The following is a 21,724-nucleotide window of genomic DNA, read 5'->3' as shown; positions in this document are numbered from 1 at the left end:
CGCCGGCGCCGACCTAGCATGGCTGCATGCGAATCGCACAACAGCCCATGAGGTGAAGTCCATGCCAGCCAGCGCCAAGACCGTCGCAGAGTACCTCCTTGCCTTCTTCCAGGACATGTGTGACCCGATTCCCTCGGGCAAGCTCCATCGGCTGCTGTACTACGTGCAGGGCTGGCACCTCGGACTCCATGGAGAGCCCGCGTTCGACGATCGCATCGAGGCCTGGATTGCCGGGCCGACATGCCCCTCGGTCCAGTCGACGTTCGGGCATCTGCGATGGGCACCCATCGTCGAGCCGATCCAGCGTCCAGCGATCTCTGACCTCCGGCTCAAGAAGGTCATCGATGACGTCATCGATGAATACGGCATGGACACGGGCTTCTCCCTGCATCTGCGCAGTCGCGCCGAACCGCCTTGGCAGGAGGCCAGGAAGGGCCTCACCAACCATGACGAGTCGTGCGAGGAAATCAGTCATGACTCGATGCGGCGGTTCTTCCATGAAGAAGCCACCCGGGCGGAGGAAGCATGAACGTTCGGAAGCTCGACGAAGTCTTCTACGTCGTCTGGCTCGATCCCGAGCACCGTCTCTACCAGTGACGCCAGGACACCCGACCGTGTCCGGCCATGCCCTACACTCCCTTCCCAGCCACCCACCACAGCGCCCTCCGACCGAGGGCGTTGTCCATTTCCCGCCTCCGATGACCCCCGCCGCGACCGACGATCTCAGCCAGCACACGCCGATGATGCAGCAGTACTTTCGCCTCAAGGCGGAGTTTCCGGACACGCTGCTGTTCTATCGCATGGGGGACTTCTATGAAGTCTTCTTCGCCGACGCGCGCAAGGCCAACACGCTGCTGGACGTCACGCTGACCACCCGCGGCCAGAGCGCCGGCGAACCCGTGGTCATGGCCGGCATCCCGGTGCACGCGCTCGAGACCTATCTGTCCAAGCTGATCCGCCTTGGCGAATCGGTCGCGATCGCCGAACAGGTCGGCGAGGTCGGCGTCGGCAAGGGCCCCGTCGAGCGCAAGGTGCAGCGCGTCGTCACGCCCGGGACCGTCATCGACCTCGAACTGCTCTCCGACAAGCAGGATTCGGTGCTGCTGTCCCTCGCGGTCCAGGGCAAGTCGATCGGGCTGGCCTGGCTGTCGATGACGCAGGGCCGCATCGGCCTGGCGCAATGCAGTGAACGGGAGCTGTCCTCGTGGCTCGCGCGCCTGACGCCGGCCGAGGTCCTGGTCGATCGCGAGAAGGTGCCGCCCGTGCTCGCCGCCACGCGCCTGACCGTGAGCTACGCCCAGAGCTGGCAGTTCGATGCGCCGCTGGGCCAGCGCAAGCTCTGCGAACAGCTGGGCGTGGCGAGCCTGCAAGGCTTCAACGCGCAGGACCTCACCGCCGCCCACGCCGCCGCGTCCTGCCTGCTGGCCTATGGTCAGAAGACCCAGGGCCGCGCGCTGTTGCACGTGAAGCAACTCCACGTGCAGCGCGCGACCGACCTGCTGGACCTGCCGCCGGCGACGCAGCGCAACCTCGAGCTGACGCAGACGCTGCGCGGCGAGACCTCGCCCACGCTGCTGTCGCTGCTGGACGTCTGCCGCACCGGCATGGGCAGCCGCGCGCTGCGCCACTGGCTGCTGCATCCGGAACGCGAGCGCACGACCGCCCGCGAACGCCAGGAGGCCATCGCCGAGCTGATCACGACCGGCTTCGAGCCGCTGCGCGAGGCGATGCGCCAGGTCTCCGACGTGGAGCGCATCGCCGCGCGCATCGCGCTGCGCCAGGTGCGTCCGCGCGAAGTCTCCGGCCTGCGCTGCACGCTGCAGATCCTGCCGGAGCTGGCACAGACGGTCCCTGCCGGCGCGCCATTGCTGGACCAGCTGGCCGAGGGCCTGCGCGCCTCGCCGCACCTCGCGGAGCTGCTGGCCCGGGCGATCGCCGAGGAACCGTCCGCGCTGCTGCGCGAGGGCGGCGTCATCGCCAAGGGCTTCGACGAGGAACTCGACGACCTGCGCGCGGTGCAGACCAACTGCGACGAGTTCCTGCTCGCCCTCGAGGTCCGGGAGCGGGCCCGCACCGGCATCGCCAACCTGCGTGTCCAGTACAACAAGGTCCACGGTTTCTACATCGAGGTCACCAACAGCGGCCTGGAGAAGATCCCCAGCGACTACACCCGCCGCCAGACGCTGAAGAACGCCGAGCGCTTCATCACGCCGGAGCTCAAGGCCTTCGAGGACAAGGCGCTGTCGGCGAACGAACGCGCGCTCGCCCGCGAGAAGATGCTCTATGAGCTGGTCGTGGACCAGCTCACCGAGGAGATGCCGGCGCTGGGCCGGCTGGCGCGTTCGCTGGCGTCGCTGGACGCGCTGGCGGCGCTCGCCGACCGCGCGGCCGTGCTGAACTGGTGCCGCCCCGAATTCGTCTCGCATCCCTGCATCGACATCCAGGGCGGCCGCCATCCGGTCGTCGAGGCACGGCTGCGCGAGACCGGCGCCGGCGAGTTCATGGCCAACGACTGCCGGCTCGACGCCCGCACCAAGCTGATGGTCATCACCGGCCCGAACATGGGCGGCAAGAGCACCTTCATGCGGCAGGCGGCGCTGATCACGCTGCTGGCGGCCATCGGCAGCTACGTGCCGGCGACGGCGTGCCGGCTCGGTCCGATCGACGCGATCCACACCCGCATCGGCGCGGCGGACGACCTGGCCAACGCCCAGTCGACCTTCATGCTCGAGATGACCGAGGCCGCCGCGATCCTGCACAGCGCGACCGAACAGTCGCTGGTGCTGATGGACGAGATCGGCCGCGGCACCTCGACCTTCGACGGCCTGGCGCTGGCCGGCGCGATCGCGACGCACCTGCACGACAAGTGCCGCGCGTTCACGCTGTTCGCGACCCACTACTTCGAACTGACCGAGTTCCCGGCCAAGCATCCACAGGCGGTCAACATGCATGTCTCGGCGGTCGAGAGCGGCGATGACATCGTCTTCCTGCACGAGATCCAGCCCGGCCCCGCGAGCCGCAGCTATGGCGTGCAGGTCGCGCGGCTGGCGGGCATGCCGACGATGGTCGTGCGGCAGGCGCGGACGGCGCTGGACGCGCTCGAATCACGCGCCAGCGAAGGCGAGTCCCAGATCGACCTGTTCGCCGCGCCGCCTGAACCGGCACCAGGCGTGGTCACGCAGGAACCGTCCGAGCTGCTGGACGCGCTGCGCGACCTCGACCCCGACGCGCTCAGCCCGCGCGAGGCGCACGCGGCGCTCTACCAGTTGAAGACGCTGGCCGCCGGCCGCCATTGACGCCTTCCGCCGCCCAACCACCCGCCATGGACACCGACCCCACCCCGCCGCTCCGCACGCTGGTCTTCTCGCATGCGAACGGGTTTCCGTCGGGCTGCTATCGCGTGCTGTTCGACATCTGGCGCGACGCTGGCTGGACCGTGCACGCGCTGCCGCGCATCGGACACGACCCGCGCTATCCGGTGACCAGCAACTGGCCGCATCTGCGCGACGAACTGCTGCACTTCATCCAGGACGAGGTGAAGCCCGCCGGACCGGTGATGCTGGTCGGGCATTCGCTGGGCGGGCTGCTGTCGCTGCTGGCCGCATGCCGCAAGCCGGCGCTCGCGCAGGGGCTGGTGATGCTGGACTCGCCGGTCGTCGACGGCTGGCGCGCGCACAGCCTGCGCGTGGCCAAGTCGGCGGGCTTCATCAAGCGGGTCTCCCCCGGCAAGGTCTCGCACCAGCGCCGCTACGAGTGGCCCAGCCGCGCCGACGTCCATGCGCATTTCGCCGCCAAGGGCAAGTTCGCGCGCTGGGATCCGCGCGTGCTGCAGGACTACATCGACAGCGGCTTCGACGAACACGACGACGGCCAGGTGCGCCTGGGTTTCAGCCGCGAGATCGAGACCCGCATCTACAACACGCTGCCGCACAACCTGCCGCGCATCCTCAAGCGCCATGCGCCGAAATGCCCGGTGGCCTTCATCGCGGGCACGCAGTCCGAGGAGCTCAGACAGGCCACGGCCGCCGGCTCCAAGGCGCTGGCCAAGGACCTGTTCCGCTGGTTCGAGGGCACCCACCTCTATCCGTTCGAGCGGCCCGACGACACGGCCCGGCTGGTGCTGGCGCTGATCGGTGAAATGAAGGCCAGGTCGGCGTCGCTATAATCGCGCTTTACCACCACGGCGTTTTGAGGTCCGGTACGACGCATCCGGACGCAATCAGGCGCTGCAAGACAATGACCAAGTACGTCTTCGTCACCGGCGGTGTCGTGTCCTCCCTCGGCAAGGGCATCGCATCGGCCTCTCTCGCGGCCCTTCTCGAGTCCCGCGGCCTCAAAGTCACCCTCATCAAGCTGGATCCCTACATCAACGTGGATCCGGGCACGATGTCTCCGTTCCAGCACGGCGAAGTCTTCGTCACCGACGACGGCGCCGAGACCGACCTGGACCTGGGCCACTACGAGCGCTTCATCACCACGCGGATGAAGAAGAGCAACAACTTCACGACCGGCCAGATCTACATGTCGGTCCTGGAGAAGGAGCGCCGCGGCGACTACCTCGGCAAGACCGTCCAGGTCATCCCGCACATCACCAACGAGATGCAGGACTTCATCCGCCGCGGCGCCGGTCACGGCTCGGCGGACGCGGTGGACGTGGCGATCGTCGAGATCGGCGGCACCGTCGGCGACATCGAGTCGCTCCCCTTCCTGGAAGCCGCGCGCCAGATGAGCCTCAAGCTCGGACCGACCAACGTCGCGTTCGTGCATCTGACCTACGTCCCGTGGATCGCCGCCGCCGGCGAGCTCAAGACCAAGCCCACCCAGCACACCGTGCAGAAGCTGCGCGAGATCGGCATCCAGCCCGACGCGCTGCTGTGCCGCGCCGACCGCCGCATCCCGGACGACGAGCGCGAGAAGATCTCGCTGTTCACGAACGTGCCCGAGTACGGCGTGATCTCGATGTGGGACGTCAACACGATCTACAAGGTGCCGCGCGTGCTGCACGAGCAGGGCCTGGACCAGTTGATCTGCACCAAGCTGCAGCTCAACACCAAGTCCGCCGACCTGAAGCGCTGGGACATGCTGGTCAACGAGGTCGAGAACCCGAAGACCGAAGTGACGATCGCGATGTGCGGCAAGTACACCGACCTGTCGGACAGCTACAAGTCGCTGAACGAGGCGCTGCGCCACGCCGGCATCCACAACCACGCGCGCGTCAACATCGAGTACGTCGACTCGGAGACGCTGGACGCCGATCACGTCAAGCAGCTCGAGAAGTACGACGCGATCCTGGTGCCGGGCGGCTTCGGCAAGCGCGGCGTCGAGGGCAAGATCCTCGCCGCCCAGTACGCCCGCGAGCACAGGACGCCCTACCTGGGCATCTGCCTGGGCATGCAGGTCGCGACCATCGAGTACGCGCGCCACAAGGCCCACCTCGACGGCGCCAACTCGACCGAGTTCGAACCCGACGCCCCGCACAAGGTGATCGCGCTGATCGACGAATGGCAGGACGCCGACGGCTCGATCCAGAAGCGCACCGCGCAGTCGGACCTGGGCGGCACGATGCGCCTGGGCGCGCAGAGCTCGGACGTCAAGGCCGGCACGCTGGCCTATGAAATCTACGGTCCGGTCGTGAACGAGCGCCACCGCCACCGCTATGAGGCCAACGAGCAATACCTGGACCAGCTCCAGGACGCGGGCCTGGTGATCTCGGCGATCACGCAGCGCGAGAAGCTGACCGAGATCGTCGAGCTGCCGCGCAACGTGCACCCCTGGTACATGGGCGTGCAGTTCCACCCGGAGTTCAAGTCGACCCCGTGGGACGGCCATCCGCTGTTCATCGCGTTCATCAAGGCCGCGCTGGAACACAAGGCCAGGGCCGGCCACGACGTCAGCGCGCCCGCGGCGGCCTGAACGCCCAGGCCGCGACGGACGCCAGGACTTCAAGAGTGAGGGTCCTCCGTCCCCCTTTCAGGCCGCAGCTTGTTCAGCACGGGTAACCCGTTGCTGGCACCATGCGCGCCGACCGAGTTTTTTCACTTCTGGAGACTGTTCCCATGAGCGCCATTGTTGACATCGTCGGCCGCGAGATCCTCGACAGCCGCGGCAACCCCACCGTGGAATGCGACGTGCTGCTGGAGTCCGGCGTGATGGGCCGCGCCGCCGTGCCCTCGGGCGCGTCGACCGGTTCGCGCGAGGCCATCGAACTGCGTGACGGCGACAAGTCCCGCTACCTGGGCAAGGGCGTGCTCAAGGCCGTCGAGCACATCAACACCGAGATCTCCGAAGCCGTGCTGGGCCTGGACGCCTCCGAGCAGGCCTTCCTGGACAAGACCCTGATCGACCTGGACGGCACCGAGAACAAGAGCCGCCTGGGCGCCAACGCGATGCTGGCCGTGTCGATGGCCGTGGCGCGCGCCGCCGCGGAGGAATCGGGCCTGCCGCTGTACCGCTACTTCGGCGGCATGGCCGGCAACCAGCTGCCGGTGCCGATGATGAACGTCATCAACGGCGGCGCCCACGCCAACAACTCGATCGACCTGCAGGAGCTGATGATCATCCCCGTGGGCGCGCCGAGCTTCCGCGAAGCGCTGCGCTGGGGCGCCGAGGTCTTCCACGCGCTGAAGAAGATCATCGACGCCAAGGGCATGTCCACGGCCGTCGGCGACGAAGGCGGCTTCGCCCCCAACGTCGAGAACCACGAAGCCGCGATCCAGATGATCCTGGAAGCGATCGACAAGGCCGGCTACACCGCCGGCGAGCAGATCGCCCTGGGCCTGGACTGCGCCGCCAGCGAGTTCTACAAGGACGGCAAGTACGTGCTGGAAGGCGAAGGCGGCATCCAGCTGACGGCCGGGCAATGGACCGACATGCTGGCCACCTGGGTCGACAAGTACCCGATCATCTCGATCGAGGACGGCATGGCCGAAGGCGACTGGGACGGCTGGAAGCACATCACCGAGAAGCTCGGCGACAAGGTGCAGCTGGTGGGCGACGACCTGTTCGTCACCAACACCAAGATCCTGAAGGAAGGCATCGACAAGGGCATCGCCAACTCGATCCTGATCAAGATCAACCAGATCGGCACGCTGACCGAGACCTTCGCCGCCATCGAGATGGCCAAGCGCGCCGGCTACACGGCCGTGATCTCGCACCGCTCGGGCGAGACCGAGGACTCGACCATCTCCGACATCGCCGTCGGCCTGAACGCCGGCCAGATCAAGACGGGCTCGCTGTCGCGCTCGGACCGCATGGCCAAGTACAACCAGCTGCTGCGCATCGAGGAAGACCTGGGCGACGTGGCCGTGTACCCGGGCCGCGCCGCGTTCTACAACCTGCGCTGATCCCGCGCGCGGCTCCCCCCGTTTCGCGGGGGAATGCCGCGATCAAGGCGTGCAAGCCGCGCCAGGAGGCACGCCCCAAGGGGCGTGCCTTTTTTCATTGCAGCTACACTCGCGGCCTGTGAAAGCCCTGGCCATCGTCCTCACCGCCTTCCTCGTTGCCATCCAGGCCCAGCTCTGGGCCGGCAAGGGCGGCCTGGCCCGCGGTGTCCAGCTGCGCGCCGAACTGCGCGAGCAGGAGGACGCCAACGAGAAGGCCCGCGCGCGCAACGCGCAGCTGCAGGCCGAACTGCTCGACCTGCGCGAGGGCCTCGAGATGGTCGAGGAGAAAGCCCGCATGGAGCTGGGCATGGTCAAGCCGGACGAGGTCTTCGTCCCGCTGCGCCGCTGAACTTCCGCAATTCCCGCATGCTCACGCCGATGGATGCGTTGACCGGCCCGTTGTCGGCCCTCCCCTCCCTGCTCTCCCATTCGCTGGGCTGGGCGCTGTCGCCGGCCTTCACGGCGCTCGGCAGTCCGATCAGCTGGCTGGAGCTGATCGCCTTCGTGCTGGCGATCTGGATGGTCGTCTGCAACATGCGGGTGCAGGTGCTGGCCTGGCCGCTGGCGCTGACCAGCTCGCTCCTGTACTTCCTGCTGTTCTGGAGCGGCAAGCTCTACGGCGAGGCCACGCTGCAGCTGCTCTTCGCGGCGCTCGCGCTGTGGGGCTGGTGGCAGTGGCTGCGCGGCCGCACCGCCGAGGGCGAGGCGCTGCGCGTGCGCACACTGGGCCCGCGCGGCCGCATGACCGCGCTGCTGGTCACGCTCGCGGCCTGGCCGCTGCTCGGGCTGTTCCTGCAGCACCGCACCGATTCGCCGCTCCCCTATTGGGATGCCCTCCCGACGGTGGCCAGCATCACCGGGCAGTGGCTGCTCGGCCGCAAGTACCAGGAGAACTGGCCCGTCTGGGTGATGGTGAACCTGGTGAGCATCGCGCTGTTCGCCCTCAAGGGCTACTGGCTGACGGTGGTGCTGTACGCGGTGTTCGTGCCGATGTCGGTGGCGGGCTGGCGCGCCTGGCAGCGCCAGCTGCGTCCGGCCGCGATCGCGGCCTGAACGCCGGTCCGTCATGACGCTGCACATCGCCCTCGTCGGCGCCGAGAGCACCGGCAAGAGCCAGTTGGGCGTGGCGCTGCTCGATCACCTGGCATCACAGACGCGGCTGCGCTGCGCGCTGGTCGGTGAGGTCCTGCGCGAATGGTGCGACCGCGAAGGGCGCACGCCGCGCCCCGACGAGCAGCGCGCGATCGCCCAGGAGCAATGGCGCCGCGCCGAGGCCGCCGCCGCCGGTCACGACGTGGTGATCCACGACACCACGCCGCTGATGACGGCCGTCTACAGCGAGCAGCTCTTCGACGACGAGTCGCTGTACCCGTTCGCGCTCGAGGTCCAGGCCCGCATGGACGCGACGCTGCTGATGGCGCTGGACCTGCCCTGGGTGGCCGACGGCCAGCGCGACGGCCCGCATGCGCAGCAGCCCACCGATCGGCTGCTCCGCCGCGCGCTGCGCGACGCGGGCCTGGGCTACAGCCTGGTCACCGGCACGGGGCCGGAGCGCCTGCAACAGGCGCTGAACGCGCTCGGCCCGCTGCTGCGGCCGCGCCTGGGCCGCGAGGACGGCCTGTTCGGCCGCCTGCTCCAGCGCGGCGAGCAGCTCGGCGGCGACTGGCGCTGCGAACTGTGCGACGACCCCGACTGCGAGCACGCCAGCCGCACCGCGGCGCGCCTTCCGCGCGCCTGAACGCTGCCCTCACGGCATCGCAAGAAGCGCGAGGCACAATCCGCCGCTTTGCCGTCGCAAACATTTGCGCACGCGTTGTCAGGCACTTTCCGTTCGGTCCCGGAGCCTTCTTGATGAATCGTCCTTCCACGCGCGGCCCGCTGGGCACGCTGTCGATGCTGCTGAGCGCGGCACTGCTCGCCGCCTGCGGCTCGCTGAACCCGTCGGGCCCGCAGGCGCCGCAGCCGCCGATCCTGAGCGCTCCGCCCGCCCCCGCGCCGGCGCGCACCGGCCAGGTCGCCGTCAAGGTGGTCGCGATCAACGATTTCCACGGCAACTTGATGCCCCCGGCCGGCGGCATCCAGTTGCCCGATCCGCAGCATCCGGACAAGACGGTCACGCTGAACGCCGGCGGCGCCGAGCGCCTGGCCACCGTGGTCGCGCAGATCAAGGCGAAGAATCCCAACCACGTGTTCGTGGCCGCCGGCGATCTGGTCGGCGCAAGCCCGCTGCTGTCGGCGCTGTTCCATGACGAGTCGACGATCGAGTCGCTCGGCCTGATGGGACTGGACCTGTCGTCGGTGGGCAATCACGAGTTCGACCAGGGCATCGGCGAGCTGCTGCGCAAGCAGCGCGGCGGCTGCCATCCGAAGGACGGCTGCAAGGGGCCGACCGAGTTCAAGGGCGCGAAGTACCAGTACCTGGCGGCGAGCACGATCGACACGGCGACCGGCCAGTCCGTGCTGCCGGCCTATGCGATCAAGCGCTTCGACGGCGTGCCGGTGGGCTTCATCGGACTGTCGCTCAAGGGCACGCCGGAGCTGGTCAGCCCGACCGGCATCCAGGGCCTGCGCTTCGACGACGAGGCCGAGACCATCAACCGCCTGGTGCCCGAGCTGGACCGCCAGGGGGTGCACGCCGTCGTGGTGCTGATCCATGAAGGCGGCTATCCGACCGGCGGCATCAACGACTGCCCGGGCATCTCCGGCCCGATCGTCGACATCGTGAAGAAGCTCGACAAGCGCGTCGGCCTGATCGTGTCCGGCCACACGCACCAGGCCTACAACTGCCGCATCGACGGCCGTCTCGTCACCAGCAGCCACCGCTACGGGACGCTGGTCACCGAAATCGACCTGACGCTGGACCGCGCCACCGGGACGCTCACGCAGGCCAGCGCGAACAACGTCGTCGTCCGTCCGGAGACCGCGAAGGATCCGCGCCAGACGCTGCTGATCAACAGCTACCAGCAGGTCGCCCAGCCGCTGATCGAACGGCCGGTGGGCTTCCTCGGCCAGGCGCTGAGCAAGGAAGACCGCGACAAGAACGAAGGCGGCGGCACGACGATGGGCCAACTGGTCGCGGACTCGATGCTGGCGGCCACCCGCGCGCCGGCCGCCGGCGGCGCGCAGATCGCGCTCGTCAACATCGGCGGCGTGCGCACCGGCCTGATCCATCGTGACGATGACCGCGTCACCTTCGGCGACCTGTTCGCGGCGCTGCCGTTCTCGAACATGGTGGTCGTCGTCGAGATGAACGGCGCACGCCTGCAGCAGGTGCTCGAGCAGCAGTGGCAGAACAACGATGCGAAGTGGATGCCGCTGCAGCTGTCGCAAGGCTTCAGCTACCGCTGGGACCAGCGCCGCCCGTTCGGCGCGCGCGTCGTGCCGGGCAGCATGACGCTGGCCGGCAAGCCGATCGGCCCGGACCAGACGCTGCGCGTGGCGATCAATTCGTTCCTGCAGGTCGGCGGCGACGGCTTCGTCGCGCTGAAGGACGCGCGCTTCGTGCAGACCGGCCCGGTGGACGTCGAAACGCTGGAGGCCTACTTCAAGGCCCAGGGCGCCACGCGCGTGCAGCCCACGGCGCTGGATCGCGCAGTGCGCGTCGATCGCTGAGGAGCTGGCCCCTCGGGGCCATCCCCTTACTGGACCTTGCGCGAGCCCGGCGCCTGCTTCTGCGGTTCGGTGAAGAGTTCGCCGACGTCCACCGCGTCGAAGACGTAGTGGTTGCCGCAGAACTCGCAGCCGATCTCGACGCCGCCCAGCTCGGCCAGCACCTCGTCCACCTCCTGGCGGCCCAGGCCCAGCAGCATCCGTCCGACGCGCTCGCGCGAGCAGGTGCACTGGAAGCGCGGGTACTGCGGGTCGAAGCGGCGCACCGTCTCTTCCCAGAACAGGCGGCGCAGGATGGTGTCGCTGTCCAGCGTCAGCAGCTCCTCCGAGGTCAGCGTCGACGCCAGCATGCTGATGCGGTTGTAGGCCTCTTCCATCTCCTCGCGCGCGACGCCCGACGAGGCGCCCGCCTCCAGGTTGCCCTCGCCCTCGATGGGCAGGCGCTGGATCAGCAGGCCCGCCGCGAGCTGGTCGTTGGCGGCCAGCACCAGCGTGGTCTCGAGCTGCTCCGACTGGCGCATGTAGTGCTGCAGCACGTCGCTGAGCTTCTCCAGCGGCCGGCCATCGGGGCCATTCAGCGGCACCACGCCCTGATAGGGCTGCTGGCCCGGCAGTCTGTCCTTCGGATCGAGCGTGATCGCGCAGCGGCCCTGGCCATGGACATTGAGCATCTGCTGCAGCGTCGCCCCGTCCGGCACCGCGTCGCGGGTCTTGGCGGTGGAGCGGAAGGTCATGTCCGGCTGGACCTCGGCCACCGCCAGCTTCAGCGGCCCGTCGCCCATGACCTGGAAGACCAGCGCGCCGTTGAACTTGATGTTGGCCTGCATCAGCACGCCGGCGGCGGTCATCTGGCCGAGCAGGTCGCGCACCGCCGGCGCCAGCGGCTCCTTGCGGCGGCCCAGCAGTTCCTTCCAGCCCTCGTCCAGGCGCACCAGCATGCCGCGCACCGGCAGGCCTTCGAAGAGGAACTTGTGCAGCTCGCTCGTGGCGGGCTTGAGGGGCGTGGTCATGGCGAGTCCTTCGGGGAATTCGAGTTATCGGGGGAAGGTCCGGAGATGGGGGCAAACGGCGCGCGCGCAAGCGGGCCGCGCGGCGCATCGTTGCGCAGGCCGATAATTCTACGAATGGAACTTCGAACCCGCGCGCTGCAGGTCCTTCTGATCGCGGACCCGCAGGCCAAGGCGCAGGCGGCCCGCGCGCTGCATGCCGACGCCACCGCCGATGGCGCCACGCCCGCGGGCGGCGCGCCGGCCCTCGCGCTGGACACCGCCGCCCTCCTCGTCCCCGAGACCGAGCCCCCCGGCCGCCCCGAGCGGCCGCGCCTGGTCGCGGCGCTGCAGGTGGCCTCGCGCTCGCCATTCACGCCGGAGGGCCGCGCGGCGCTGCTGCACGCGATCGCGCACATCGAGTTCAACGCCATCAACCTGGCGCTGGACGCGGTCTGGCGCTTCCCCGGCATGCCCCGCGCGTTCTACCTGGACTGGCTGCAGGTCGCGTCGGAAGAGGCGCTGCACTTCTCGCTGCTGGACGGCCACCTGCGCGAATCGCTGGGCCGCCGCTACGGCGACTTCGACGCGCATGACGGGCTGTGGTCGATGGCGCGGCGCACCGCCGGCGACGTGCTGGCGCGGATGGCGCTGGTGCCGCGCACGCTGGAGGCGCGCGGGCTGGACGCCACGCCGCCGCTGCAGGCCAAGTTCGCCAAGGCCGGCGACGCGCGCGCGGTGGAGATCCTGGGCGTGATCCTGCGCGACGAGGTCGGGCACGTGCGCATCGGCAACCACTGGTACCGCCACCTGTGCCGCGAGCGCGGACTGGATCCGGTGGCGCTCTATCCGGCGCTGGTCGAGCGCTTCGAGGCGCCCAAGCTGCGCCCGCCCTTCAATGTCGAGGCGCGCAGCGCCGCGGGCTTCAGCCCTGAAGAAATCGCCTATCTCAGCTCATGAAGGCTGACGCGTCCTGGCCATCGGCCGGCGCTCCGGCCATGCCGCACACTCCCGCTCCATGACCCGCATCCAAGCCAATCTGCTGCTCACCCTCATCGCGATGATCTGGGGCTCCGCCTTCGTCGCCCAGGCCCATGGCATGGAGAGCATCGGCCCGATGATGTTCACCGGCGTGCGTTTCCTGATCGGCGCGCTGGTGGTGCTGCCGCTGATCGTGCGCGAGCGCCGCGCGCCCGGCGCGACCGCGCTGCGCGGCGGCGACGCGCTGAAGATCATGGGACTGGGCGCGCTGCTGACCGTCGGCGCGGCGCTGCAGCAGATCGGCATCCAGTACACGACCGTGACCAACGCCGGCTTCCTGACCGCGCTCTACGTGCCGCTGGTGCCGCTGCTGGGCTGGCTCCTGCTGCGCCACCTGCCGCACTGGTCCGTGTGGCCGGGCGCCCTGGCCTGCCTGGTCGGCGCCTTCCTGCTGTCGGGCGCGCACGAGCTCAGCATCGGCCTGGGCGACGCCTGGGTGATCGCGTCGGCGCTGCCCTGGGCGGTGCACGTGCTGCTGGTGGGCCTGGTGGCGGACCGGATGAACGCGCCGTTCACCGTGGCCGGCGGCCAGTTCCTGTTCTGCGGCGTGGTGGCGCTGGCCTGGGCGCTGGGCTTCGAGTCCTGGAGCTGGGCCGGCCTGCAGGCCGCGGCCGGCCCGCTCCTGTACACCGGCGTGCTGTCGGTGGGCGTGGCCTTCACCGCCCAGGTGGTGGCGCAGCGCTACGCGCATGCGGCGGACGCCGCGATCATCCTGTCGTCGGAGACGCTCTTCGCCGCCATCTTCGGCTACCTGCTGATGGGCGACCGGCTGGGCAGCGCCGGCCTGGCGGGCTGCGCGCTGATCCTCGGCGCGATGCTGCTGATCCAGTTGCTGCCGATGCTGCGCGTGCTCAGACCGCGCGCGGCCTGACACGGCCACGGCCGCGCGGCGCGGCTCAGTCCAGCGGGAACGCGCTCGACTTCTTCACCGTCCGCAGCACCAGCATCGAGTTCGCCTTGGCCACGCCCGGCAGCTGCATCAGCACGTGCGTGTGCAGCCGCTCGAGGTCGTCCGCGTCCTTGTAGGCGAAGCGCAGCAGGTAGTCATTGGTCCCCGCCACGTAGAAGCAGTCGAGGAGCTCGGGCGCGTCCTTGACCGCCTGCTCGAACTCGGCGAGCGCCGCCGGCGTCATCCGCTCCAGATTGACGATGGTCCAGCTGGTGCCGGGCTTGCCGATCGCCTTCGGGTTCAGCAGCGCGACCACGCGGTCGATGACGCCGCTGTCCTCCAGCCGCTTGACCCGCCGCAGGCAGGCCGATGGCGACAGATGGACCTGCTGCGCGAGGTCCTGATTCGAGATGCGCGCGTCGCGCTGCAAGACCGCGAGGATCGCGCGGTCGATCGCATCCAGTTGCACTTCCTTGACCATGGGCGGCATTGTGTTCGAGGAAGTCATCGACACGCCGCACTGGATTGCGCATTCACGGGTTTACCCGCCTCCGGAACGCTCACCGATTGCGCGAGGGCTTGCCTAGACTGGCCGCCATTGACCTCGGAGTTCCCATGACCACGCCAGACCTCGACGCCTACTGGATGCCGTTCACGGCCAACCGCCAGTTCAAGCAGTCGCCGCGCCTGCTCACGCGCGCCGACGGCATGTTCTTCACCGACGACCAGGGCCGCCAGATCCTGGACGGCGTGGCCGGCCTGTGGTGCGTCAACGCGGGCCACAACCGGCCGCGCATCGTCCGGGCGATCCAGGAGCAGGCCGCCGAACTGGACTTCGCGCCGCCCTTCCAGATGGGCCATCCCAAGGCCTTCGAATTCGCGTCGCGCCTGGCGGAGATCGCCCCCCAGGGCATGAACAAGGTGTTCTTCACCAACTCCGGCTCGGAGTCGGTGGAGACGGCGCTCAAGATCGCGCTGGCCTACCACCGCGCCCGCGGCGAAGGCCAGCGCACCCGGCTGATCGGCCGCGAGCGCGGCTATCACGGCGTCAACTTCGGCGGCATGTCGGTGGGCGGCATGGTCGCCAACCGCAAGATGTTCGGGACGCTGCTGGCCGGCGTCGACCATCTGCGTCACACCCACGACCTCGCGCGCAACGCCTTCAGCGTCGGCCAGCCGGCCCATGGCGCGGAACTGGCCGACGACCTCGAACGGATGGTCGCGCTGCACGACGCGTCGACGATCGCGGCGGTGATCGTCGAGCCGGTGGCCGGCTCGGCCGGCGTGCTGATCCCGCCGCAGGGCTACCTGCAGCGCCTGCGCGAGATCTGCGACCGGCACGGCATCCTGCTGATCTTCGACGAGGTCATCACCGGCTTCGGCCGCACCGGCCAGGCCTTCGCGGCGCAGACCTTCGGCGTCACGCCGGACCTGATGACGGTGGCCAAGGGGCTGACCAACGGCTGCGTGCCGATGGGCGCGGTGCTGGCGCAGCAGCGCATCCACGACGCCTTCATGACCGGCCCCGAGCACCTGATCGAGTTCTTCCACGGCTACACCTATTCGGCGCATCCGCTGGCCTGCGCGGCGGGCCTGGCGACGCTGGACACCTACGCCGAGGACGGCCTGCTGACGCGCGCCTCGGAACTGCAGGACCACTTCGCCGAACAGCTGCATGCGCTGCGCGGCGAGCCGCACGTGATCGACGTGCGCAACCTCGGGCTGGTCGGCGGCGTGGAGCTGTCGCCGCGCGCCGGCGAGCCGACCAGGCGCGCCTTCGAGACCTTCCTCGACTGCTGGCAGCAGGGGGTGCTCATCCGCACCACCGGCGACATCCTGGCGCTGTCGCCGCCGCTGATCGCCCAGCGCGAGCACCTGGACCGCATGATCGACGCGATCCGCGTGGCGCTGCGGCGCCTGAAGTGACGGCGTCGGGCATCATCGCGCACCATGTCCAGCGCCACCACCGATCCGACGCCCGTTCCGCATGATCACCCGGGTCGCCACGGCCACCCGGTGCCGTGGCTCTCCTACCTGAGCCTGGCCGCCAGCACCAGCCTGATCGGCAGCTACGTCGGCCTGTCCAAGCTGCTGGTGCTGGCCTTCCCGGTCTTCCTGCTGGCCTTCCTGCGCTTCGGCATGGCGGCGGTGTTCATGCTGCCGTGGCTGCGGCGCGGCCCGGCGGAGAAGCCGCTCTCCGGTCGCACCCGCTTCCTGCTGTTCCTCGAATCGTTCTTCGGCAACTTCCTGTTCTCGATCTGCCTGCTGTTCGGGATGAAGCACAGCTCGGCCGTGGTGGCCGGCGTGATCATGGCCGGCATCCCGGCGACGGTCGCGCTGATGAGCTGGCTCTTCCTGCGCGAGCGCATCGCGCCGCGGACGCTGCTGGGCATCGCGGCGGCGGTGGGCGGGATCGTCATGGTGGCGCTCGACCGCCATGGCGCCGGGCCGGACGGCGAACTCGGCCAGACCTCGGTCTGGGGGGCGCTGCTGCTGGTGGGCGCGATGTGCTGCGAGGCCAGCTACGTCGTCATCGGCAAGCGGCTGACGGCCGATCTGCCGCCCCGGCGCATCAGCGCGCTGATCAACCTGTGGGGGCTGGTGCTCGTCACGCCGCTGGGCCTGTGGCAGGCGGTGGACTTCGACTTCGGCGCCGTCGCGCCCAAGGACTGGGGCCTGCTGCTCTTCTACGCGATCGCCGCCAGCACGGTCACCGTCTGGCTGTGGATGAAGGGCCTGCAGCACGTCAGCGCCGCCAAGGCCGGGGTGTTCATGGTCTTCCTGCCGGTGTCGACGGCGCTGATCGGCCTTCTCTTCCTGGGCGAGCGCATGAGCGCCACCCAATTGCTGGCCTATGCGCTGGCGCTGGGCGGCGTCGTGCTGGCAACCTGGCCGGGCAGACCGGCGCGCCCCGCCCGCGGCTGAACCCGCGAGGCGACCGCTCCGCTTCCGGAATTACACCGGTCTGCTTCTAGTTTTACTACCAATGTAATACCATTTGGGGATGCGGCCCGCCAGAATGGGCCGAACGAACCCGCCCGGAGGTCTCGCTTCCGGGCCGCAACATCCCCGCCGATGAACGCGAACGCCTCTCCCCCGGCCCCCACGCCTGCCCTTCCGATCAGCACCCGCCCCGCCGCCAGCCAGGCCGACTGGGAAGCCTGGATCGCCAGCTGGTATGCCGTCCTGCAGCAACCCGTGCGTACCGGTGTCAGTCCTTTGACGGCGCGATCCGCCCCGGACGGATCCGGTTCCGCGGGCCCCGCGCCGCTGGCGCTGGTCTTCGCCCCGCATCCGGACGACGAATGCATCGTCGGCGCGTTGCCGCTGCGGCTGCGCCAGGAGGCCGGCTGGCGCGTCACCAACATCGCGGTGACGCTGGGCAGCAAGCAGGGCCGGCGCGCCGAGCGCTGGACCGAGCTGGGCGCCGCCTGCGACGTGCTGGGCTTCGACCTGCGCCTGCTGGCCGCCGACGGCTTCGAGCAGGTCAAGCCCGAGGCCGCCGCCGCGCGCACGCCGCAATGGCAGGAGCAGGTGCGCCTGGTCGCCGAGCTGCTGGTGGCGGAGAAGCCGGCGCTGATCCTGGTGCCGCACGCCGGCGACGGCATTCCGACCCACATCGGCGTCCATCTGCTGGTCACCGAGGCGCTGACCCAGGCGCGGATCGCCACCGTCTTCGCCCACACCGAGTTCTGGGCGACGCAGCCGTCGCCGACCACGCTGATCGAGACGGGTCAGCGCGACACCGCGCGGCTGGTGCGCGCCCTGGCCTGCCATCACGGCGAGATCGCGCGCAATCCGTATCACCTGCGCCTGCCGGCCTGGATGGCCGACAACGTGCGCCGCGGCGGCGAGCTGCTCGCCGGCGCGGGCGAGGCGCCGCCCGATTTCGCCTTCGGCACGCTGTACCGGCTGACGCGCTGGGCCGATGGCGCGCCCGCCGGCGATCTGCCGAGCACGCACTGGTCCTGCGACACGCCGCTCGACGCGGCGGCGCTGCTCGGCGGCTGAGCGCCGCCCGCCTCCGCACCTGAACTCATGGCCGGCCGCGCTTTCGATATGCGCGGCGCGCACGCGCGTCCGCGCGGCGGGCCTATGCTCGGCGCTTCCCCTTTCGACCTTTTTCGAGCCCCCCTCCTCACGCCATGAGCGACGCCCGCCTCGATCACCCGACCCATCTCCGCGTCCACCAGTTCGCCGGCCTGACGCCCGGTCCGAAGCTGCTGGTCACGGCCGCCGTGCATGGCAACGAAGTCGCCGGCGTCGGCGCGATCGAGCGCGTGATGCGGATGCTCGACGAGGGCCGGCTCACGCTGCTCAAGGGGACGCTGACGATGATCCCCGTCGTCAACCCCTTGGCGCACCGGCTGCAGCGCCGCGAGGGCGAGCGCAACCTGAACCGCAACCTGCGCGTCAATCCGATCCCGCAGGATTTCGAGGACCGCGTCGCCAACCGCCTGTGCCCGTGGATCGCGGCCAGCGACGTGCTGCTGGACCTTCACAGCTTCAACAACCCCGGACCGGCCTTCGCGATGATGGGCCCGCGCGACAACGACGGCGAGCTCGAGCCCTTCCGCCATCAGGCCGCGGAAACCGCGCTGGCGCTGGCGGTGGGCACCTCGCGCATCGTCGAGGGCTGGCTGTCGACCTACGCGCTCGGCCTGAAGCGCCGCGCCGGGAAGGCGGCCGACGGCTCGCGCCGCATGGCGCTGCAGCAGGACCCGCATTACGGCGTCGGCACCACCGAGTACATGCGCAGCACCGGCGGCTACTGCATCACGCTGGAATGCGGCCAGCACGCCGACCCGCAAGGGCCCGAAGTCGCCTTCAAGGCGATCCTGCGCACGCTGGCGCTGCTGGGCATGGTGGCGCCGGCGGACATCGAGCTCGCCGATCCGAAGCGCCCGGTGGAGTTGCTGCAGCTCTACGAGGTCATCGACCGCGAGAGCCTGGATGACCGCTTCGAGCGCGCCTGGGCCAGCTTCGACGCCGTCGCCGCGGGCGAGCGCATCGGCACGCGCGCCGACGGCACGCCGGTGCTGGCGCCTGCCGGCGGACGCATCGTCTTTCCCAACAACAACGCCGAGCCCGGCCACGAGTGGTTCTACCTGGCAAAGCCCAGCGACCGCGTGTTGACTTGAGCTTGTGGCTAGAGTCGCGGGCATGAACGACACCTCCGCTTCCGCCTCCGCCGGCGCGCCGCAGCCGCTGCGCATCGATTTCGTCTCCGACGTCGCCTGCCCCTGGTGCGCGGTGGGCCTGAAGTCGCTGGAGACCGCGCTGGAGCGCCTGCCGGACGTGCCGGTGGACATCCACTTCCAGCCCTTCGAGCTCAATCCGCAGATGGCGCCCGAGGGCGAGGACATCGAGGAGCACCTGACGCGCAAGTACGGCTCGACGCCCGAGCAGCGCAAGGACATCCGCGCGCATCTGCGCCAGCGCGGCGCCGATGTCGGCTTCACCTTCACCGAGGGCGCGCGCAGCCGGGTCTGGAACACCTTCGACGCCCATCGCCTGCTGCACTGGGCCGGGCTGCAGTCGCTCAAGGCGCAGCACGACCTGAAGCTGGCGCTGCTGACGGCGTATCACACGCACGGCCGGAACCCGGGCGAGCGCGACACGCTGCTGGCCGCGGTGCGCGAGATCGGGCTGGACGCGGCCGAGGCGGCGCGCGTCTTCGACAGCGGCGGCTACGCCGACGAGGTGCGCGATGCCGAGTCGCTGTGGCTGACGCGCGGCATCAACTCGGTGCCGGCGGTCGTGATCAACGAGAAGTACCTGATCCAGGGCGGCCAGCCGCCCGAGGCCTTCGAGCAGGCGCTGCGCCAGATCGCCGCCGAATCCGCCTCGTCCTGAACGCGCAACCGGGTTGATCCGTGGCCGGAGCGGCCGCGGGAACTGAGACAATCGCCCATCGTTTGAACGGGGCCACGCGTCGTCCGCGTGGCCCCGTCGTCATTCCTGGCGCCCTGGCGCGCCGTCCTTGCCTGCCGTAGTTCCGAGATGTTCAAGAACCTGATCGTTTACCGCCTGTCCAACGACTGGCAGCCCAATGTGGAGAAGCTCGAGGACGCGCTCGAGCAGGAGCGTTTCCAGCCTTGCGGCGCGACGCAGGCGCTGTCGGCCGGCTGGGTGCCGCCGCGCGGCGAGCCCGGCGCCCGCCTGCTGGAGGAGATCGACGGCCACTGGCTGCTCAGCCTGCGCATGGAGAAGCGCGTGCTGCCGGGTTCGGTGGTGCGCGAGCGGGTCGAGGAGATGGTCGAGCAGATCGAGAACGAGACCGGCCGGCGTCCCGGCAAGAAGCAGCAGCGCGACATGAAGGACCAGGCCACGCTGGAACTGCTGCCGCGCGCGTTCACGCTGCAGTCGCACCTGCGGGTGTGGGTCTCGCCGAAGCAGGGCTTGCTGATGGTGGACGCGGGCTCGATCGGCAAGGCGGATGAGCTGATCACGCTGCTGGTGAAGGCGGATTCGTCGATCAACCTGCATCTGCTGCAGAGCGCGGAATCGCCGGCGGCGTGCATGGCCGCGTGGCTGATGGACGGCGTACCGCCGAAGGATTTCATCATCGACCGCGATTGCGAGTTGAAGGCGGCCGATGAGATGAAGGCGGCGGTGCGCTATGCGCGTCACAACCTGGACACCGATGAGGTGAAGGCGCATCTGACCAGCGGCAAGATGCCGACGCGGCTGGCGATGACCTGGAAGGAGCGCGTGTCGTTCACGTTGACGGACACGATGCAGATCAAGGGCATCAAGTTCCTGGACGTGGTCTTCGACGGGCGGGACAAGCCGGCCAAGGATGAGGCGTTCGATGTGGACGCGGCGCTGGCGACCGGCGAGCTCGCGCAGTTGATCCCCGACCTGATCGAGGGACTGGGCGGCGAGCTCGACTTCATCGGGCAGTCGGCCAAGATCGCGGCGGAACACGCGCCTGGCGGCGCTGCCGCCAAGCCCGCCGCGGCGCCTTCCGCCGCGAAGGATCAGGACCTCGCGACTGAGGCGGCGCCCTGGGATTGAGGGGCGCCACGAACCCCCTCTCCCCTGCCCTCTCCCGCAAGCGGGCGAGGGAGTATGAGCCGGACGTCGTAGTAAACCCCCTCGCCCCAGCGGGGAGAGGGAGGGGAGAGGGGGCTCGTGCCATAGCGCTGCTGCCCTTCGAAGCCCCCCCTCTCCCCTGCCCTCTCCCCCCTCGCGGGGGGCGAGGGAGTTCTTGCGCAAGGGCTCAACCTCAGAACAGATCCTGCTGTTCGCCGACCTGCTGTCCTGTCGCGCGCGCCTCGATCGCGAGGATCTTGAGCTTCGTCGCCACGCCGCCCGCGGCGGAGAAGCCCGTGAGGTTGGCCGCCTTGCCCGTGGCCGGCGCGCCCATCACGCGATGGCAAGGCACGATCGGCGCGAACGGGTTGTGGCCTTCCGCCCGGCCCACCGCGCGCGCCGCGCCCGGATGGCCGAGCCGCGCGGCCACTTCGCCATAAGTCAGCGTCTGCCCGACCGGAATGCGCCGCGTCAGCGCGAGCACCTCCCGATCGAAAGCCGGCACCGCGCTGTCGTCCAACTCCACCTCGAGCAGATCCCGCGCCTCCCCTTCGAGCAGCGCGCGCACCCCCTCGCAGGCCTGCCTCACCGCCTCCGGCAGGCGCTCGACATCCATCTCCTCCCGCGCCGCGGGGAATCTCACCCACATGCGATCGCGCGTCATCGACGGCGTCTCTTCCGGCAACTGCGAGCCCACGATGCCGCGCTCGGTCCACGCGATGCCGCAGTGCCCGAGCGCCGTCGGATAGCAATGGAAGAAGACTTGCGGCGCCATCGCG

Annotated in this window: 20 protein-coding genes; 17 read left to right on the top strand and 3 right to left on the bottom strand. The window is 69.6% G+C overall.

Annotation, left to right across the window (positions count from 1 at the left end):
• The first annotated feature begins 61 nt into the window (after window positions 1-61).
• The 9 genes from ACEN96_RS11015 to ACEN96_RS10975 all read left to right on the top strand — a co-directional run bounded on the left by ACEN96_RS11015 (window position 62) and on the right by ACEN96_RS10975 (window position 10,994).
• Complete coding sequence (locus ACEN96_RS11015) at window positions 62-529, top strand: Panacea domain-containing protein (RefSeq protein ID WP_495588054.1); 468 nt, start codon at window positions 62-64, stop codon at window positions 527-529.
• Between the two features lie 169 nt (window positions 530-698).
• Complete coding sequence (gene mutS / locus ACEN96_RS11010) at window positions 699-3,296, top strand: DNA mismatch repair protein MutS (RefSeq protein WP_495588053.1); 2,598 nt, start codon at window positions 699-701, stop codon at window positions 3,294-3,296.
• 26 nt (window positions 3,297-3,322) lie between these two features.
• A complete protein-coding gene (locus tag ACEN96_RS11005) occupies window positions 3,323-4,165 on the top strand; it encodes an alpha/beta hydrolase (RefSeq protein WP_495588052.1) in 843 nt (280 codons plus the stop codon).
• 71 nt (window positions 4,166-4,236) lie between these two features.
• On the top strand, window positions 4,237-5,913 hold the full coding sequence (gene pyrG / locus ACEN96_RS11000) for a CTP synthase (RefSeq protein ID WP_495588051.1): 1,677 nt from the start codon (window positions 4,237-4,239) through the stop codon (window positions 5,911-5,913).
• 143 nt (window positions 5,914-6,056) lie between these two features.
• Window positions 6,057-7,343, top strand: coding sequence for a phosphopyruvate hydratase (eno, locus tag ACEN96_RS10995; protein ID WP_495588050.1), 1,287 nt, complete (start codon window positions 6,057-6,059; stop codon window positions 7,341-7,343).
• Between the two features lie 118 nt (window positions 7,344-7,461).
• On the top strand, window positions 7,462-7,731 hold the full coding sequence (locus ACEN96_RS10990; RefSeq protein ID WP_343641447.1) for a septum formation initiator family protein: 270 nt from the start codon (window positions 7,462-7,464) through the stop codon (window positions 7,729-7,731).
• A gap of 17 nt (window positions 7,732-7,748) precedes the next feature.
• Window positions 7,749-8,435 carry a nicotinamide riboside transporter PnuC gene (gene pnuC / locus ACEN96_RS10985; protein WP_495588049.1) on the top strand — a complete coding sequence of 229 codons (687 nt, stop codon included), beginning with the start codon at window positions 7,749-7,751 and terminating at the stop codon, window positions 8,433-8,435.
• 13 nt (window positions 8,436-8,448) lie between these two features.
• Window positions 8,449-9,120 (top strand): AAA family ATPase, encoded by a 672-nt coding sequence (locus ACEN96_RS10980; protein WP_495588048.1) that lies wholly within the window; start codon window positions 8,449-8,451, stop codon window positions 9,118-9,120.
• A 113-nt stretch (window positions 9,121-9,233) separates the two neighbouring features.
• On the top strand, window positions 9,234-10,994 hold the full coding sequence (locus ACEN96_RS10975; protein ID WP_495588047.1) for a bifunctional metallophosphatase/5'-nucleotidase: 1,761 nt from the start codon (window positions 9,234-9,236) through the stop codon (window positions 10,992-10,994).
• A gap of 26 nt (window positions 10,995-11,020) precedes the next feature.
• On the opposite strand, the gene hslO is transcribed toward ACEN96_RS10975, so the two are convergent.
• Window positions 11,021-12,001 (bottom strand): Hsp33 family molecular chaperone HslO, encoded by a 981-nt coding sequence (gene hslO, locus ACEN96_RS10970; protein WP_495588046.1) that lies wholly within the window; start codon window positions 11,999-12,001, stop codon window positions 11,021-11,023.
• A 114-nt stretch (window positions 12,002-12,115) separates the two neighbouring features.
• On the opposite strand from hslO, the gene ACEN96_RS10965 reads away from it, so the two are divergent.
• The gene (locus ACEN96_RS10965; protein ID WP_495588045.1) at window positions 12,116-12,937 is read left to right on the top strand and encodes a ferritin-like domain-containing protein; all 822 of its coding nucleotides are present in this window, start codon (window positions 12,116-12,118) and stop codon (window positions 12,935-12,937) included.
• 58 nt (window positions 12,938-12,995) lie between these two features.
• A complete protein-coding gene (locus ACEN96_RS10960) occupies window positions 12,996-13,889 on the top strand; it encodes a DMT family transporter (RefSeq protein ID WP_495588044.1) in 894 nt (297 codons plus the stop codon).
• A 25-nt stretch (window positions 13,890-13,914) separates the two neighbouring features.
• Here ACEN96_RS10960 and ACEN96_RS10955 read toward each other — a convergent pair whose 3' ends face one another.
• Window positions 13,915-14,388, bottom strand: a complete 474-nt coding sequence (locus ACEN96_RS10955) for an Lrp/AsnC family transcriptional regulator (protein ID WP_343641440.1) — start codon at window positions 14,386-14,388, stop codon at window positions 13,915-13,917.
• Between the two features lie 134 nt (window positions 14,389-14,522).
• On the opposite strand from ACEN96_RS10955, the gene aptA reads away from it, so the two are divergent.
• From aptA to ACEN96_RS10925, 6 genes are all read left to right on the top strand, one after another.
• The gene (gene aptA, locus ACEN96_RS10950) at window positions 14,523-15,833 is read left to right on the top strand and encodes an omega-aminotransferase AptA (protein WP_495588043.1); all 1,311 of its coding nucleotides are present in this window, start codon (window positions 14,523-14,525) and stop codon (window positions 15,831-15,833) included.
• Between the two features lie 24 nt (window positions 15,834-15,857).
• A complete protein-coding gene (locus tag ACEN96_RS10945) occupies window positions 15,858-16,832 on the top strand; it encodes a DMT family transporter (RefSeq protein WP_495588042.1) in 975 nt (324 codons plus the stop codon).
• Window positions 16,833-16,982: 150 nt separating this feature from the next.
• Window positions 16,983-17,918 carry a PIG-L deacetylase family protein gene (locus ACEN96_RS10940; protein ID WP_495588041.1) on the top strand — a complete coding sequence of 312 codons (936 nt, stop codon included), beginning with the start codon at window positions 16,983-16,985 and terminating at the stop codon, window positions 17,916-17,918.
• A gap of 134 nt (window positions 17,919-18,052) precedes the next feature.
• Window positions 18,053-19,048 carry a succinylglutamate desuccinylase/aspartoacylase family protein gene (locus tag ACEN96_RS10935; protein WP_495588040.1) on the top strand — a complete coding sequence of 332 codons (996 nt, stop codon included), beginning with the start codon at window positions 18,053-18,055 and terminating at the stop codon, window positions 19,046-19,048.
• Window positions 19,049-19,070: 22 nt separating this feature from the next.
• Entirely contained in the window at window positions 19,071-19,763 is a 693-nt protein-coding gene (locus tag ACEN96_RS10930; protein WP_495588039.1) for a DsbA family oxidoreductase, read from the top strand.
• 147 nt (window positions 19,764-19,910) lie between these two features.
• Window positions 19,911-20,927 (top strand): recombination-associated protein RdgC, encoded by a 1,017-nt coding sequence (locus tag ACEN96_RS10925; RefSeq protein ID WP_495588038.1) that lies wholly within the window; start codon window positions 19,911-19,913, stop codon window positions 20,925-20,927.
• Between the two features lie 211 nt (window positions 20,928-21,138).
• On the opposite strand, the gene ACEN96_RS10920 is transcribed toward ACEN96_RS10925, so the two are convergent.
• Window positions 21,139-21,720, bottom strand: coding sequence for a methylated-DNA--[protein]-cysteine S-methyltransferase (locus tag ACEN96_RS10920; protein ID WP_495588037.1), 582 nt, complete (start codon window positions 21,718-21,720; stop codon window positions 21,139-21,141).
• Window positions 21,721-21,724: the final 4 nt, after the last annotated feature.

It is taken from the genome of Roseateles sp. Mitsp63, assembly GCF_059491535.1.
The sequence above is the reverse complement of the archived record's forward strand: the minus strand, read 5'-3'. Positions and strand labels throughout refer to the sequence as shown.